This window comes from Sulfitobacter sp. EhC04, assembly GCF_001650875.1.
Classification (GTDB): domain Bacteria; phylum Pseudomonadota; class Alphaproteobacteria; order Rhodobacterales; family Rhodobacteraceae; genus Sulfitobacter.
Window position 1 is genome coordinate 46,453 of the sequence record NZ_LXYI01000023.1, and the last position, 15,009, is coordinate 61,461.

At 58.9% G+C, this 15,009-nt stretch carries 14 protein-coding genes; 9 read left to right on the forward strand and 5 right to left on the reverse strand.

Going from position 1 to position 15,009, the window contains the following annotated elements:
• Nucleotides 1-4 precede the first annotated feature (4 nt).
• The 5 genes from A8B82_RS10955 to A8B82_RS10975 form a co-directional block, all read right to left on the reverse strand.
• On the reverse strand, nucleotides 5-397 hold the full coding sequence (locus tag A8B82_RS10955) for a DUF1850 domain-containing protein (protein WP_067292052.1): 393 nt from the start codon (nucleotides 395-397) through the stop codon (nucleotides 5-7).
• Nucleotides 394-2,466 carry a TRAP transporter permease gene (locus tag A8B82_RS10960; RefSeq protein ID WP_067292055.1) on the reverse strand — a complete coding sequence of 691 codons (2,073 nt, stop codon included), beginning with the start codon at nucleotides 2,464-2,466 and terminating at the stop codon, nucleotides 394-396. Before A8B82_RS10960 ends, A8B82_RS10955 begins: the two co-directional genes overlap by 4 nt.
• Before the next feature lie 78 nt (nucleotides 2,467-2,544).
• Nucleotides 2,545-3,480: a TAXI family TRAP transporter solute-binding subunit gene (locus A8B82_RS10965; protein WP_235604678.1), complete on the reverse strand. Its 936-nt coding sequence runs from the start codon at nucleotides 3,478-3,480 to the stop codon at nucleotides 2,545-2,547.
• 552 nt (nucleotides 3,481-4,032) lie between these two features.
• A complete protein-coding gene (locus A8B82_RS10970; protein ID WP_067292064.1) occupies nucleotides 4,033-5,100 on the reverse strand; it encodes a ParB/RepB/Spo0J family partition protein in 1,068 nt (355 codons plus the stop codon).
• Between the two features lies 1 nt (nucleotide 5,101).
• Complete coding sequence (locus tag A8B82_RS10975; RefSeq protein ID WP_138069743.1) at nucleotides 5,102-6,406, reverse strand: AAA family ATPase; 1,305 nt, start codon at nucleotides 6,404-6,406, stop codon at nucleotides 5,102-5,104.
• 397 nt (nucleotides 6,407-6,803) lie between these two features.
• Between A8B82_RS10975 and A8B82_RS10980 the strand changes: the two genes are divergently transcribed.
• From A8B82_RS10980 to A8B82_RS11020, 9 genes are all read left to right on the forward strand, one after another.
• Entirely contained in the window at nucleotides 6,804-7,463 is a 660-nt protein-coding gene (locus A8B82_RS10980; RefSeq protein WP_082899252.1) for a hypothetical protein, read from the forward strand.
• Between the two features lie 352 nt (nucleotides 7,464-7,815).
• A complete protein-coding gene (locus A8B82_RS10985; RefSeq protein WP_067292084.1) occupies nucleotides 7,816-8,016 on the forward strand; it encodes a hypothetical protein in 201 nt (66 codons plus the stop codon).
• A 545-nt stretch (nucleotides 8,017-8,561) separates the two neighbouring features.
• Nucleotides 8,562-9,524: a TRAP transporter substrate-binding protein DctP gene (gene dctP, locus A8B82_RS10990; protein WP_082899253.1), complete on the forward strand. Its 963-nt coding sequence runs from the start codon at nucleotides 8,562-8,564 to the stop codon at nucleotides 9,522-9,524.
• 8 nt (nucleotides 9,525-9,532) lie between these two features.
• Nucleotides 9,533-10,087 (forward strand): TRAP transporter small permease, encoded by a 555-nt coding sequence (locus A8B82_RS10995; protein WP_138069744.1) that lies wholly within the window; start codon nucleotides 9,533-9,535, stop codon nucleotides 10,085-10,087.
• Between the two features lie 10 nt (nucleotides 10,088-10,097).
• Entirely contained in the window at nucleotides 10,098-11,411 is a 1,314-nt protein-coding gene (locus A8B82_RS11000; protein ID WP_067292093.1) for a TRAP transporter large permease, read from the forward strand.
• Nucleotides 11,408-12,295: a helix-turn-helix domain-containing protein gene (locus A8B82_RS11005; RefSeq protein ID WP_161489451.1), complete on the forward strand. Its 888-nt coding sequence runs from the start codon at nucleotides 11,408-11,410 to the stop codon at nucleotides 12,293-12,295. The genes A8B82_RS11000 and A8B82_RS11005 overlap by 4 nt, the downstream gene beginning before the upstream one ends.
• Nucleotides 12,296-12,381: 86 nt before the next feature.
• Nucleotides 12,382-13,581 (forward strand): CaiB/BaiF CoA transferase family protein, encoded by a 1,200-nt coding sequence (locus tag A8B82_RS11010; RefSeq protein ID WP_067292099.1) that lies wholly within the window; start codon nucleotides 12,382-12,384, stop codon nucleotides 13,579-13,581.
• Nucleotides 13,582-13,606: 25 nt separating this feature from the next.
• On the forward strand, nucleotides 13,607-14,350 hold the full coding sequence (locus A8B82_RS11015; protein ID WP_067292102.1) for an SDR family NAD(P)-dependent oxidoreductase: 744 nt from the start codon (nucleotides 13,607-13,609) through the stop codon (nucleotides 14,348-14,350).
• 1 nt (nucleotide 14,351) lies between these two features.
• Nucleotides 14,352-14,996, forward strand: a complete 645-nt coding sequence (locus A8B82_RS11020) for a glutathione S-transferase family protein (protein WP_067292105.1) — start codon at nucleotides 14,352-14,354, stop codon at nucleotides 14,994-14,996.
• Nucleotides 14,997-15,009: the final 13 nt, after the last annotated feature.

Genomic DNA, 15,009 nt, shown 5'->3' on the forward strand with positions numbered 1-15,009 from the left:
ACGCTCAGTCTGGCACGGGATCGGTACGTTTTACAGCCTCCGTTTTACACGGCGCAACCATGATCGGCGCGCCGGGGTCAGCGCCGATCACCCGACAGCGCCCGTCCGCACAAAGCGTCCAGCCCTCCCCCGTCGCCCCGGAGGCCGCCAGCATCAGCGCCGGCACCTGCAAATCACCGGCAGAGACCCACCAACCATCCTGCAACACGGCATCCGACCCCGGCTCCATCCCCGCGCCTGAGCCCTTGAGACGCGATTGGTCCAGCCTCAGCACGTCACCATCGACGCGCCAGTCTTCCTGCCAGGTCACATGTTCGACCGAATGGGTCCAGTGCAGCGTAAAGGACCCCAGCGCCAGATGCAGCACCGCGGCCCCCACGCTCAGACAGGCCGTCATGCCAGCGCCTTGCGGCCCGACAAGACGACCACACCGACAAACACCGCCGCCAGGGCAAAGCCGATCTCATCCGTGATCGGCACCGCAGCGATCAGCGTGGCTGCCGCGACAATACCCAGGATGCGCAGCGGCCAGCCCAGCGGTCGGCCCAGCCATCCGATCACCGCAGCGCCCCACATCCCGATGCACACAACCGTCTTGAACACGATATAGGCAACCGCAGGCCAATAGCCGATCGTCTCGGCCAGCGGCCCGCCCGCCTGCAACATAAGCGCAGGCGTGTAGACCGCCATGAACGGAATGACAAAGCCTGCGGCGGCCACCTTGATCGCCTCGATGCTGATCTTCAGCCCGCTTTCCTTGGCGATGGGTGCCGCCGCAAAACAGGCCAGCGCAACGGGCGGCGTCAGATCCGCAAGGATACCGAAATAGAACACGAACATATGGCTGACGATCAGCGGCACGCCCAGCTCAAGCAAGGCAGGCCCGGCAATCGACGAGGTGATGATGTAATTCGGGATTGTTGGTATCCCCATGCCCAGCAGGATGCAGGTGAACATCGTCAGGATCAGGCTCAGCAGCAGACTGCTCTGCCCGACCGCCACGATGAACTGACCAAAGGTATTGGCCGCCCCGGTCAGGGTCATGGTGCCGATGATGACACCGACCAACGCACAGGCAACACCAACCGGCAGCGCGGTCTTGGCCCCCTCGGCCAGAGAATCCCGACACAGGATCAAGGTTTCACGCCCGCCGCGTGACAGCGCGCACCACCCGATCAGCGCCGCCAATGCCGCAATCAGCACGTCGATGCCAAATTGCAGGAACCCGGCGGCAACCAACCCAAGACACATCCAGAACACCGTGCGCATGGCCCCCGCCGGAAGGTTCAGCACCGCCGACCCGCCAAGGATCAACAGCACCGTCAGCCCCAACCCGATGGTCCCCGCAAACAGCGGCGTATAGCCGCCGAACAACAGGTAAACCAACACGCCCAGGGGCACGAGCAGCATCCAGTTTTCCTTGATCGCCTTGCGGGCAGAAGGCAGTTCATCCTTGCTCAACCCGCGCAACCCATGGCGCCCGGCCTCAAGATGCACCATCCAGAAGGCCGAAGCGAAATACAGCAGCGCCGGGATCAACGCAGCCTTCACCACTTCGACATAGGCCACGTCCAACGTCTCGGCCATGATGAAGGCAACCGCCCCCATCACCGGCGGCATGATCTGCCCGCCCATCGACGCGGTCGCCTCGACCCCCCCGGCAAAGGCGGGGCGGTAGCCGAATTTCTTCATCAGCGGGATCGTGAACTGGCCGGTCGTCACCACATTTGCAACGCCCGAGCCTGAAATCGTGCCCATCAGCCCCGATGACACCACCGCCACCTTGGCCGCCCCGCCCTGCCGCTGACCAAACAGCCCCAGGGCCACATCGGTGAACAGACGGATCATCCCTGCCCGTTCAAGGAATGACCCAAACAGGATGAACAGAAAGATATAGGTCGAGGACACATAGGTCGGAATGCCGTAAATCCCCTCGGTCCCATAGGCCATGTGATCAATGACCTGAGAGAAATCGTAACCGCGATGGTTCAACGGCGAAGGCAGATATTCACCAAACAGGCAATAGGCCAGAAACAGACCCGCAATCAGCGGCAGCGCAAAGCCCATCATCGTCCAGGCGGCGGCAAAGACCACAACCAGCGCCACCACGCCCATCACGATGTCTTGGGTCAGGGGCCGTCCGGCCCGCAGGATCAGCGGCTGATACTGCCACCACTGGTACAGCGCGACCGCAACACCGGCGAGGGCAAAACCCCAGGCCAGCGCCTTCAGCGATACCGACATGCGGCGGCCATAGGCGATCAGGGGAAAGGCCAGCACCATCAGGAAACCGACGTGAACCGCGCGGGTGATCTGGCTGGACAGATCGACAAGATGTGCGGCGGTGACAATCTGAAAAACCGAAAACACAACCGCGATCCAGAACAGCAAACGGCCAACGGGACCGGCACCAAAAGACACCTCGTGTCCCTCTTGCGGGTCGGGGGGCGAAACAGGATTGGACATGGTAACTCCTTGGTCAAGGACATCGGACGGGGCGCGCCAATGCGACGCGTCCCGCCTCGTCATGGAAAACGGGAGTGCTTACTTGAGGATGCCCATCTCGCGGTAATACCGCTCTGCACCGGGGTGCAGCGGTATCGGCATGCCCTCCAGCGCTTTCGCCATGTCGATCTGCGCCGCCGCCTGATGGGCCGCAACCAGGGTATCGAGGTTCTCGAACAACTGCTTGGTCATCTGATAGGCGATCTCTTCGCTGACGCCCTCGTGGCTGACCAGAAAGTTTGATACGGCTACGGTCGGCACATCTGCCTCCTGGCCATCATATGTGCCTGCCGGGATCGTGGTCGCCACATAGGGCGCGCCCAGCTTTTCAGCCACATCGCCGGGGATCGCCACAACCGTGATCGGCACCGAAGACGCCAGATCGCGGATCGAGGCAACGCCAAGCCCCGCAGATTGCAACGTGCCATCCAACTGACGGTTCTTGATCAACTCGACCGATTCAGCAAAGGGCAGATATTCGATCTTGCCCAGATCCTCATAGGACATGTCCATCGCGCCAAAGATCGCCCGCGCGTTCAACTCGGTGCCCGATGCCGGGGCGCCCACCGACAGGCTCTTGCCCGCCAGATCGCTGAATTCGGTAATGCCGCTCTCGGTGCTGGCAACAATCTGGATGTAGTTCGGATAGATCGCCGCAATGCCCCGCAGCTTGTCCAGCTTCTGAACAAAGCCCGCATCCGCGTTGCCTTCCCAGGCCATCGCAACACTGTCACCCAGCGCAAAGCCCAGCTCGCCACGTCCGTCCTGCAACAGGTTCAGGTTCTCGACGCTGGCCTTGGTCGATTGCACCTGCGTGCGCACGCCGTCGATTTTCTCGCCATAGATATTGGCCAGACCCGCGCCCAGCGGATAATAGACGCCCGATGTGCCACCGGTCAGCACGTTGATGAACTCTTGCGCCTGGACGGCAAACGGGGCCGCTGCCAATGACGTCGCCAGTGCACAGCCGCGCATGGCGGATTTGAAATTGATCATGGTTTTCCTCCCAGAAATGATCGAAGGCCCTTGGGCCCGACGCTGGCCACAGTGGGTTGCGCGGCAGCTGAGAGACAAGAAAATGCCAACAGACCCCCCGATAATACCTGGCAAGAAATGACCCCCCACTTGGCCGGAAATGGCCACGACCCACGCCCGGTGGCTTTTCCCGGCCCTGTTCCGCTCCCGGCCAACCTCGGACCCAAAAGCCACAATCCGTAGGGTTCTGAAATTTCCGCAGTGACCGGGCCGGGCAGCCGGGATAAATATTCTCTGTCGCTGCACAAATCCGGCTGAAACACTGGCGGATTTTTTACGGCGCTATTTCCCAAGAATTCTAGGCCAAACCGCCGCGCCCTGTCCGGCCTGTCTATGTCCGATAAGACTGGCTTGTCAGATGTAGAATGGGTCCGCGCCCAACAGCGCTCCACCTTGAGCTAAAACGGCCAAGACCTACCCCCTTCAAACCAAAACATATATAAGATATTGTTTTTGCTGTACTTTTTTGAGGGTAACCCATGGGTTACCCTACTAGAGCGACTTTATTCCCGGACCGGCGCGCAGTTCATCCTCGAATGCCTTGATCGCCCGCTCCAGCAATGGTTTGGGAAGGGCTGCAAAATCATCCTTACTGACAATCCGACACTCGCCGCGCCGCGCGGTGACCTTGAGGCTGCCAACGTGGAATTCAAACTTCTCCCGCGGCTCCAGCTTTTTCTTTTGGATCTGCGGCACGGCCTTGGCCGCATCGACAAAGGCCGACAGCACCTTGTTTTGCTCGTCTGCTGTTTGGCACAGAAGCAACTGTTCCCTCAATGCCGCGGCGGCCTCTTGCGACTTGAAAGCCCGCGAGACATCCACACCAAGATTGCGCGAGATCGCCTTTGGAAAGGGCAGCGCATCGCCAACCTGCGACAGCAGGAAAACAAAGCTGCGGATGTAGGACTTTTTCATCTTGTGCAGCGACCCGTACAGCCGCGCCACCAGCGCATCCGGGTCCGGCTCCCCTACCCCGTCGTCGTGTGCGGCGGTGATGACAACCTGCGCCATTTCGGCAAAGGTCAGATCCTCGCGCACCACGTTTTCCTCGACCATGTCGATATAGCGCGCAAGCCGTCCATCTTCGCCCTGCTCAACCCGCGCGGTGATGGTGCCAAACCGGTCATCGCCCGTTTCTGCCAAAAGCTGCGAAAGTGCTGTGAACCGGCGCCAGCCTTTCTTGAGCTGGAAGCTGCCGTCCGGCCCGCGATAAACCTCGATCGGTTCCTTCTGGCCCCGCTCGCGGATCGACGCCTTGAGCTCTTCCATCTCGTCCGAGACCGCGACCGCATCCAGATCCATCCGGTCGCGCGGCAGGTCATCTGTTGAGATTTCCGACAGCTCCAGCACGATCAGCACCCGCCCCTCGTCCTGTGCGGCGCGAAAGGCTTCGGCGTCCTTGGCGTTCTGGCGGCGTTTCTCGACCTTGGCGTCAGTGGCGTCTGTCAGGCTTTCCGCCGCCTCGCGCACCGCCGCCCCCATCGGGCCAACCGACCGTTCCCGGCGTGCGGGGGTGTCGACATCCAACGGGGCAAAACCGAACTTGTTGCTCTTGGCCATCTTACATCACTCCTGTTTCTATGGCGTGTTCCCATGCGGTCAGCATGGTCGCCTTGAATTCCTCATAGGACCTGTCGAAACTCTGCCGCGCGCGTTTCCATGTTTCGCGGGTCATCTGGCGATAGTCCTGTTCATAGACCGACATCTGGAACCGCCCCGATTGCTCGACCGCGCGGGTCATCTCGATCGGGTTCAGGCAGACATCTGCGCCGAACACATTACGAAAGGCATCCATCATCGCACTGTGCAGCGGGTTGTTTGTCTCAAAACGGGTCATCAGAATACGAATGTCCATAAACCGTTTAGGAAGCGTTATGCCTGCGTCCGCCGCCAGCTTGCCAAAGCCGTCGGAGATATCTTCCATCGCGTCGCCCAACTGGCCCAGATAGCTCGTGGTCGAGTCGTATTCCCAATAGCCAGGGCCGGAAGGGATATAAAGAATATCAGCCGCAAACGCCGCGTTCAGAGACTGATAGCCGATGGCGGGCGGGCAGTCGAAAATGATGACGTCATATTGGTCGTCCGGCAGTTCATCCAGATACCGGGCGACGCAACCGAAGAATGACCACGCCTTGTGCAACGCGCGGTATTGCGCGCTGGCAAATTCGACAAAGGCGGCGTTGGCGCAGCTTGGGATGATGTCGATGGTGGGCCAGCAGGTGGGTTGGATAAAGTCCTGCGTCCGCTGTGCGCCGATGCTTTGCACATCTTCAGGCAATTCATCCGCAGCGGGGTAGGGGCATTCCTCGGGCAGATCATAGCTGTTCATGATCCGGTCCGCCTCGCGGCACAGATCGCGACACATGATGCCCCAGACGGTGTTGCCTTCCTTGACCTCGACCAGCCCCATGGAATGGGTCAGTGTGGCCTGCGGATCGAAATCAATGCACAGCACGCGATAGCCGTCGAGGGCCGCAGCGTTTGCCAGATGTTGTGCCACAACAGTCTTGCCAACGCCGCCCTTGAAGTTCGACACAGCAACGCGCAAAGCGCGGCCGTCGGGGCGACGGGGCAGCAATGTCTTTCCGCGAAAGCGCAGACGGCGGCGCAGCTCGTTGATCTCTTTCAGCGAGAACCAGCGCTGGCGCCCATCATCCTGGGTTTCGCCCTGCGGCAGGGTTGGATCTTCGGCCAGTTTCTTGCGCAGGGTATCTGGCGGGATATCGAACATGAACTGGCTGATCTCCCAGATGGAGAAAGGTCGAAGCGCCTTGACCACACCGGGGTCAAAGGTCGCTCGGCGCACAGAGGCCTGCTGTGCAAGGCTGCGCGCGTTCATGTCCTGTAGGTCTGAATGATCTCTCATGGTACTGCTCTTGCTATTCAACTATATTGCCTCAATAACGGGATATGGCAAAATTGGCAAAAACAAACTTTCCGGTTTTTGATCCTGTAAAACCGGCGCGCCTTCAGGATCACAGGAAAATGAATCTATATTTAGTGACACATTCAGAGCCGACATGGGGGATTTGGTGACACGAACCCAAGTTTAAGGTGACACACAGGCGTCACCCTATACCAAGTATACCGGATTCTTTTATTCTGTTTGTAATTCGTGTAATTCGACGGGCGTTGACAGAAAACGGGATTTTATGCACTTATCATCCTCAATGAGAATCGGCCCGCAGATGGCCGCCGTTAAGAGGTGAGACAGTGAGAACAACATGGAACCAAAGCGACTGACAGGACCCGGAGCAGGGTCCATGAAATATGACGTGCTGACCGCGCTGAGTGTTCTTGGCCTGCATGGATCCCCGGCCCGACAGATTTCAATGATGCGTCTCTGTGCCCTGATTACGGCGCGGTACAATTGGAAACTTGATCACTTCTGTGTCGGCCAACCAGAGATGGCGCGGATGTGGCATGTGACCGAACGCACCGTGAAACGCGAGATAAAACGCTGGGTCGATGACCGGCTGCTGATCTGCGTGCGCAAGGGTGTGCGGGGCAGGGTAGGGGCCTATCGGTTGAACTTGCTGAGGGTCTACGAAGTGTCACGTGATGTCTGGATGGCGGTTGGCACGGATTATGCGGAGCGGATGGAGGGCCTGCAGCCCGCGTCGCCGTCTTCGGTGGTGCAGGTCGACTTTGCCAAACCGGCCCAGGACGACACGCCGACGGTGGATGATGGCACCTCATGGTACGCGGTCTCGCAACGGCTTAAGACGCTTTACCCTGGAAAGCACCGGAACTGGTTTGCGCCCCTGCGCTTTGTCTCTGACAAGGACGGGCGTTACACTCTGGCGGCGCGCAGCGGCTTTGTTGTGCGCTATTTAGAGACGCATTTCAGCACTGTCATGGCGGAGGCCGTAGAGGCTGAAGTGGGCCTTGGCCGCCGCATTGTCTTTGTTGTGGATGACTGACCGGCAGCGCAGCGGCGCGCATCTGGTGAGCCATCCACTGGCGGGGCAGGGAGGAGCACATGAACGGTCGGATGGCCTGAGGCCGCTCAACCGTAGCGCACCGCGTCAGACTTGGACCAGCCAAGGCTGCCTGAATGTACGGGCTCAGCGCGCCAGGCGATAAAAGATGTTTGAAGGTAAACCCGAAACGCTCTTCTGTCACAAAAACGCAAAATTATTGGACACAATGAGGTGCCACAAGTTAGGGCGGTTTATAGGCTAATTCTTGGGAGAAAGCGCCGCCAATATCCAGGCCCCTGGCATAACCCTCGCCCGGCACGATGACAGCAATGACCCCGAAAGGCTACACCGGATGCCCGTATCGGTCACCACCGCAGTTTCTGAAACCCTTGAAGATGTTGCGTTTTTGTCAGGCCCGCCGCTGAACCACCGGCTTGTTGTGTTTGCAAATGCGGCCATCCGCTATGCACCGTTCCGGGCGTGGCTCGCGCTCAAGGTTGCAGTTGCTTGTGTCGCAGTTTCCGATACGCGCCGGCCGTCGATTTCGCCGTGATCCGCGGCGAGGGGACATGCCATCGCAATCCCCGCCTGAAACAATGCGCGCTACAAGGCCGCTTGCGGATCAACAGGCCGGATTTCCTGAATGTGCCATGGACCCCGCAGGGTTCGCCAAACCACAGAAATGCATTGAGAACCCGACAAGAGGCTTGACTCAGGGGCATGAAGGCAAATTATAAGTGTGTTAATAGTACTTACGACTCGCTGATGCGCGATTCACCGATCCCGTAATAGCCAACGGTGCGCGGTGTATGACGGCAGAGGCAAGTTGACCTGAAATTGCCAATTGACCGAGACGGTTTGCGGGCATGTATCAGCGTTAATGGCTAAGTCGCTTGTTGCCAATCGAAAGTCGGGGAGGACTTCGTATATGGCAGAAATCTCTTCCACATTGCTGCGCTGCGTTTCGTCAACGCGCGCGGAGGTTGTGGATTAACAACACAGAGGTGTGGAGAGAGTTTCGAATCCAAACGTGACCAACCCGCGGTCTCCGCGGAACAACTACAGCACTGTCAAAGCAGACAGCATGGGGAGAGAAAAATGAACATACTCAAAATTGCAATGGCCACTGCCTTCACCTTGGGTCTCGGGATCTCGGCGCAGGCGCAGACAACACTCAGCGCCGCGAGCTCATTTCCGGAAGGACATCTGTTCTCCGTGACATTCGAGCAGTTCATCAAGGACTTCAACGCGGCCAACGGTGCTGAAATAACCATCGACTACAAAGGCGGAGCGCCCGCCATCGGCAGCCCATTCACCTTGGGAGAGCGCGTGCAGCGCGGCCAGTTTGACCTGATGAACAACACTGGCCCCTATTATGAAACGACCGTCCCGGTATCGCTGGCGCTCAGCCTGTCCGACCAGCCGATGGAAAAACTGCGCCAGACCGACTGGATTGATGCGATGCAGGAGGCGCACGAGTCGCGCGGGCTGCATTATCTGGGCAAATTGGTGCAAGGGGCACCATTCCAGCTCTACCTGCGCAACCCGCTCGAATCCGCCGATCTGACAGGGCTGCGCTTGCGCGTTGCGCCGCATTATCAGCCCTTCTTCGGGTCGCTTGGCGCAACAACGGTACGTTCCGACCTGGGCGAAATCTACACACTGATGGAAAACGGGTCTATCGACGGATTTGGCTGGCCGATCATCGGCTTTCTTCCGGATTGGCTGAATATCACACCTTACCGTGTCGAACCCGGTTTCTATGATGCCGATCTGAATCTCGTGATCAACCTCGAAACCTGGAACCGTCTCACCGACGACCAGAAAAAGCTCTTTCAAGACCTGGCAATCGACTTCGAATCCAGAAGCATCGAGACATCGCAGGGCTGGGCAGAGGAAGCGCGGGACAAGATGGAAGCCGCCGGGATGAAGATCAACGAACTGCCCGGTGACGAGGCCGAGAAGTTCACGACCACGGCGCTTGAAAGCGCATGGGAGACGATTATTTCACGGGACCCCGAAATCGGTAATCGGCTTCGCAAAGCCCAGTATGGCGAGTGAAGCGAACCGTGATCAAAAGGCAAGACGCAGTGGCAGGCGAAAGTGCCACGCCCGGAGTCGAAAAGTTTTTGCTGGCCGTCTTTGACCGGCTCATGGCGGGTTTGGGTTTGGTTTCGGCTCTGGGCCTTTTGGCGGTGCCGATCCTGGTGACAGTGGATGTGATCACCCGCCATGCAAATCTGGGTAATATCGTCTGGGTGGCAGACGCGTGCGAATACCTGCTTTTCGCCTCCACGATGATCGGTGCCCCGTGGCTTTTGCATCTGGGTCGGCATGTCCGCATTGATATCCTGCCCGGAATTTTGCCCGGACAGGCCTCCAAGGCCCTGGAGGCGGCAATCCACCTGATCATGCTGGTGGTTTGCCTGTCCCTGATTTTCTACGGCACAGAAGCGCTCAGCGAGGCGCTGAAATACCGGTCAATGCTCTACAAGGCGCTGCCGATGCCGGTCTGGCCCTTCATCGCGATATATATCGCCGCGTTTTCGATGATGTCCCTCGAACTGATCGTGCGTCTGTACACGGGTCGGGGTGCCATCGAAGACGAGCCACTTCACATGTAAGGAAGCGCTCATGGACTGGGTAACAACCCTTTTTGTAATGCTGGGTGTCGTTTGCCTTCAGCTCTTTGTTGGCGTGCCTGTAGCATTCGCCTTTCTGGCCGCGAACATTCTGGGCGCATTGCTGTTCCTTGGCGGGCTGGACGCATTGGTCACCTTTCCCATCGAGGCGCTGGATGCAATCGGGAAGTTCTCGCTCACGCCGATCCCGATGTTCGTGCTTATGGGTGAGCTGCTGTTTCACACCGGCGTCGCCATCCGGGCCATAGATGCCATCGACAAACTGATTGTACGGGTGCCCGGACGTCTGGCGGTTGTGTCGCTTTTGGGCGGCACTGCCTTTGCGAGCCTGTCAGGGTCCACAATCGCCAGCACGGCGCTGATCGGAAACACGCTGCTGCCCCGGATGATCAGTCAGGGGTACGACAAGAAGCTCGCGATGGGGTCGATCATGTCGGTGGGCGGCATTGCGATGCTGATCCCGCCCTCGGCACTGGCGGTGCTGCTGGCCAGCCTCGCCGAACAATCCATCGCCGGGCTGTTGATCGCCGGCATCGTGCCCGGACTGCTGATGGCGCTCCTGTTTGTCGCCTACGTGCTGATCCGCTGCCGCATCAACCCCGGCCTCGCACCACAGGAGGCGCAGATCGAGACGCGGCGCGTCGAGTGGCGCCCGATTGTCGTCTACGTCCTGCCGCTGTTCGTGATCTTCGCGGCGGTCCTGGGGTCGATGTTCGGCGGCTTCGCCTCGCCCACTGAATCGGCGGCCGTCGGTTGTGTCGTGACAGCGGTGGTCTGCGCTGGCTACCGCAAGCTGACACTGTCCTCCATCCGGGTGTCGATCATCGAGACGGCGAAGATTTCGGTGATGATCCTGTTCATTGTCGCCGGATCGCTGACCTTTTCGCAGATCCTCGCGGTATCGGGGGGCACCTCGGGCCTGCTGAGAACGCTCGCCGAAGCTGCTTTTTCGCCAATGAATATCGTATTGATCATGTTGGTGATATTGCTGTTTCTCGGCTGCTTCATGGACCAGATCAGCATGATCCTGCTGACCCTGCCTTTCTTTGTCCCTCTGGCGCTCAGCAATGACATCGACATGATTTGGCTTATGCTTCTGGTGCTCGTTACGATGGAGCTTTCGCTTCTCACGCCCCCGTTCGGGCTATTGCTGTTCGTGATGAAAGGTGTCGCGCCGAAGGATATTACGCTGACCAACGTCTATGGCGCTGCGATGCCATTCGTATTGATGAAATACGTTGTGCTTATTCTTCTCATCGCTTGGCCGCAGGTGGCAACCTGGCTGCCGAACCTGGTGCTGAGGTGAAGGAGACAGCGATCATTCGCAATGTCGGCGGCACGGTCCGTTCTACCGACGTTTTGGCAACCGATTCCGTGCGGATCGAATACATACGGCGCGACTCCGAAGGTGATTTTCGCTGGCATTTCCGGAATCCCCAGATGTGCCTGTTCTGGTTCCAGGAAGGCGCGAAAATGCTTTGCGCGACGATTTCCGGCAAACCGGTGGAAAAGGCGTTCTACGGGTCAGACAACTTTGTGCTCTATCCTGCCGACGTTGAGATCAACGGGGAGTGGACGACCGGGCGGAAAGTGGATTATGCGGTTGTCTTCTTTCCCGCCGATCTGGTGAAAGCCCATCTTTCGAAGGCGGTCGATAAACCGATGCTGGCCTTTCGTGACGTCTGGCTTGCCGAAAGCCTGAACGAATTGTGGGGGCAGGTGGCAAACGGCGCCAAGACCGATCATGAAACGGCGTCCGTCTGGGCACTGAAGGCAATGGCGCGGCTGAGTTATCGGCTTGAAGACGGAAACCCCACCGTTGGCTGCGATGACGCGGCCATGGCGGTATGGCAAATCCGCAAGCTTCAGGCCCATATCGAGGATTATCTGGCCTGCAAGCTGACCACCGACGAACTGGCGGAGGTGATAGGGATCAGTCGGCGTCATTTCACCCGTGTCTTCACGCGGACCTTCGCCACCAGCCCACATCGCTATCTGACCGAGCGCCGCATCAATCGCGCCGTGACCCTACTTTCCGAAACCAACATGACGGTCTCGGAGATCGCTCTCGAAACCGGTTTTGGGAACAGTCAGCACTTTGCTTCTGCGTTCAAGGGCGCAACCGGCAGAACGGCATCCCGCGTGCGGCTCGACGCGCATCAGGCACGTGGTCTCGACGCCGTCGCTTGACCACCGTGAAGTGGCCCAATTCCGCAATCGCGAATCTTTCCGACCAGATAGTTTTGACCTGAACGAAGACTTAGGGAGAAAATCTGATGTCAGGACCGCTAACTGGTGTGAAAGTAGTTGATCTGAGTGGCGTCGTTTCCGGCCCGCTTGCGACGATGTTTCTCGCCGATCAGGGCGCCGAGGTGCTCAAGATCGAACCGATCTCAGGCGATATCACGCGCCGCAGCCGCGAAAAAGTGGACGAGGCCGGAGAGTTTTCGGCGCTGTTTATCTCGTCAAATCGCGGCAAGAAGTCGATGGCGATTGATCTGAAATCGGAACAGGGCAAGTCAATCCTGATCCGGCTGATCTCGGAAGCGGATGTGCTGGTACAGAATTTCCGGCCCGGTGCAATGGAACGACTTGGCCTTGGTGCAGACCACTTGCGGGAGCAGTTCCCAAAATTGATCTTTGTGTCCATCGACGGCGTGGGTGAAACCGGCCCCTATGCGAAAAAGCGGGTCTATGACCCGATCGTTCAGGGCTTGTCGGGTTTCTGCGACATTCAGGCTCAGGCCGGTACGAACAAGCCGCAATTGATCCGCACCATCGTTGCAGACAAGACAACGGCGATCTTCACCGCGCAAGCCGTCGCGGCCGCACTTTACGCGCGCGAGAAAACCGGCAAAGGCGATCACATCCGGGTTTCGATGCTGGATGTGATGTTGTCGTATCTTTGGCCGGAAGGGATGATGCAGCACACCATCGTCGGGCGCGAGAAAACCGCCGGAGATCCGAATGATCGGCCCGAGTTGGTCTTTGAGACAGTCAATGGATTCATGACCGTCGGCACAATATCCGATTCCGAATGGCAAGGGTTCTGTCGCACGGTTGGCGATACGGAGCTGGCGGCCGATGAGCGATTTATCAGCCCATCGGGCCGATCGGTCAACGCCACCGCACGCATCAACAAGATGGCAGAACATCTCAAGGCGCGCACGACGGAACAGTGGCTGGAGTTGCTTGACGCCAACGACGTTCCCTGTGGCCCGATCCTGCGCCGCCATGAAATCGTGGCCAACGAGCAGATCGTCGCCCGCGGTCTGATCCAGGAAATTGACCAACCTCGCGTCGGCTCTGTCCTGCAACCGAAACCCGCGGCTCGTTTCGAGGAACACGCCGCCTCTCTTACAGTCGGGGCCCCTCGGATCGGTGAACATGCGCGCGGCATTCTGGGCACACTCGGCTACACAGACGAGCAGGTCGACGCGCTCGTGCAGGCGGGTGCGATCCGGATACCGGAATAGAAGCGGAAAAAGGGAGGGGAGAAAAATGAACGTAACATCAAACAAGGTTGCGCTGCTGGTCGGCGCTGGGGATGCCATCGGTGCGGCAGTTGCAAGAAGGTTCGCAGACGGCGGTTATAGCGTTGCCATCGCCCGGCGCAGTGCCGAAAGTTCCGATGAACTAATCGCTGACATTGCAGCAGCAGGGGGCATCGCTCGGGCCTACAGCACGGACGTGCGCGACGAAGAACAGGTGCAGAAATTGTTCGAAACCGTCGAGAATGATTTGGGTCCAGTGGCCGTCTGTCTGTTCAACGCCGGCTCGAATGTCTCAAAACCCGTACAGGAAACATCGGCCAAGCTATTCTTCAAGGCTTGGGAACTGGCGTGTTTCGGCGGCTTCCTTGTGGGCCGGGAGGCAACCCGCCGAATGGCCGAACGGGGCGCGGGCACCATGTTGTTCACCGGTGCCACAGCCAGCATCAAGGGGCGAACAGGGTTCACCGCATTCGCATCCGCCAAATTCGCCTTGCGTGGCGTGGCGCAGGCGATGGCGCGTGAAATGGGCCCTCAGAACATCCATGTCGCTCACCTTGTGATCGACGCAGGTGTCAACAGTCCCGCGATCCACGAACGGATGCGTGCGGCGGGTGTCGATGTCGACGCCATAGATCCCGACAGTCTTGTCAGCACCGGATCCGTCGCCGAAGCCTACTGGTATCTGCACAATCAACCTCGGGACGCCTGGACCCACGAGCTTGATCTGCGTCCGTCAGTGGAGGCGTGGTGAGATGGCCCGTATACTTTGGGGGGTCGGCACCGTCCGCACGATGCGTGCGCACTGGGCGCTGCAAGAGCTAGAGCTTGAGTACGAAACCCGTCCGATCCTGCCCCGCACCGGTGAGACGCAGACACCAGAATATACCGCGCTCAACCCGCGCCAGAAGATACCACTGCTTCAGGACGGAAACTTCACGCTTGGCGAAAGTGCCGCGATCATCACCTATCTCGCCGAAACATATACATCGGGCGCAACCTGTCTGCGGCCGATTGAGACCGATGCAAGGTTCCGTTGGCTGGAATGGTCATTCTTCACGGTAACGGAACTCGACTCCACAAGCCTTTACGTGATGCGAAGGCACGGGGTTATCGAGGGTCTCTCGCATCTCTACGGAGAAGCGCCAGATGTGGTGCGACGGGCGGGCGAGTATTTCTCCCGTCAGCTGAATCATGCCAGCGTCGCGCTTGAGGACGGACGCACCTACCTGATGGGGGATCAGTTTACGACCGCCGATATCCTGCTGACCACCTGCCTCAGTTGGGCCTGCGATTACGACATCGAACTGAACAAGCGACTTCACAGCTATTTGGATCACAACATCGAAAGGCCGGCCTACAAACGGGCTGACCAACTGAACCGATCAAGGTGCCCCTAGATTTGTAGCCGCT

What these genes read in the sequence shown, in the direction of transcription:
- A8B82_RS10960 (WP_067292055.1), bottom strand. Translation starts at nt 2,466, where the DNA reads ATGTCCAATCCTGTTTCGCCCCCCGACCCGCAAGAGGGACACGAGGTG.
- A8B82_RS11000 (WP_067292093.1), top strand. Translation starts at nt 10,098, where the DNA reads ATGGACTGGGTAACAACCCTTTTTGTAATGCTGGGTGTCGTTTGCCTT.
- A8B82_RS10965 (WP_235604678.1), bottom strand. Translation starts at nt 3,480, where the DNA reads ATGCGCGGCTGTGCACTGGCGACGTCATTGGCAGCGGCCCCGTTTGCC.
- A8B82_RS11015 (WP_067292102.1), top strand. Translation starts at nt 13,607, where the DNA reads ATGAACGTAACATCAAACAAGGTTGCGCTGCTGGTCGGCGCTGGGGAT.
- A8B82_RS10975 (WP_138069743.1), bottom strand. Translation starts at nt 6,406, where the DNA reads ATGAGAGATCATTCAGACCTACAGGACATGAACGCGCGCAGCCTTGCA.
- A8B82_RS10955 (WP_067292052.1), bottom strand. Translation starts at nt 397, where the DNA reads ATGACGGCCTGTCTGAGCGTGGGGGCCGCGGTGCTGCATCTGGCGCTG.
- A8B82_RS10980 (WP_082899252.1), top strand. Translation starts at nt 6,804, where the DNA reads ATGAAATATGACGTGCTGACCGCGCTGAGTGTTCTTGGCCTGCATGGA.
- A8B82_RS10970 (WP_067292064.1), bottom strand. Translation starts at nt 5,100, where the DNA reads ATGGCCAAGAGCAACAAGTTCGGTTTTGCCCCGTTGGATGTCGACACC.
- dctP (WP_082899253.1), top strand. Translation starts at nt 8,562, where the DNA reads ATGAACATACTCAAAATTGCAATGGCCACTGCCTTCACCTTGGGTCTC.
- A8B82_RS11020 (WP_067292105.1), top strand. Translation starts at nt 14,352, where the DNA reads ATGGCCCGTATACTTTGGGGGGTCGGCACCGTCCGCACGATGCGTGCG.
- A8B82_RS10985 (WP_067292084.1), top strand. Translation starts at nt 7,816, where the DNA reads ATGCCCGTATCGGTCACCACCGCAGTTTCTGAAACCCTTGAAGATGTT.
- A8B82_RS11010 (WP_067292099.1), top strand. Translation starts at nt 12,382, where the DNA reads ATGTCAGGACCGCTAACTGGTGTGAAAGTAGTTGATCTGAGTGGCGTC.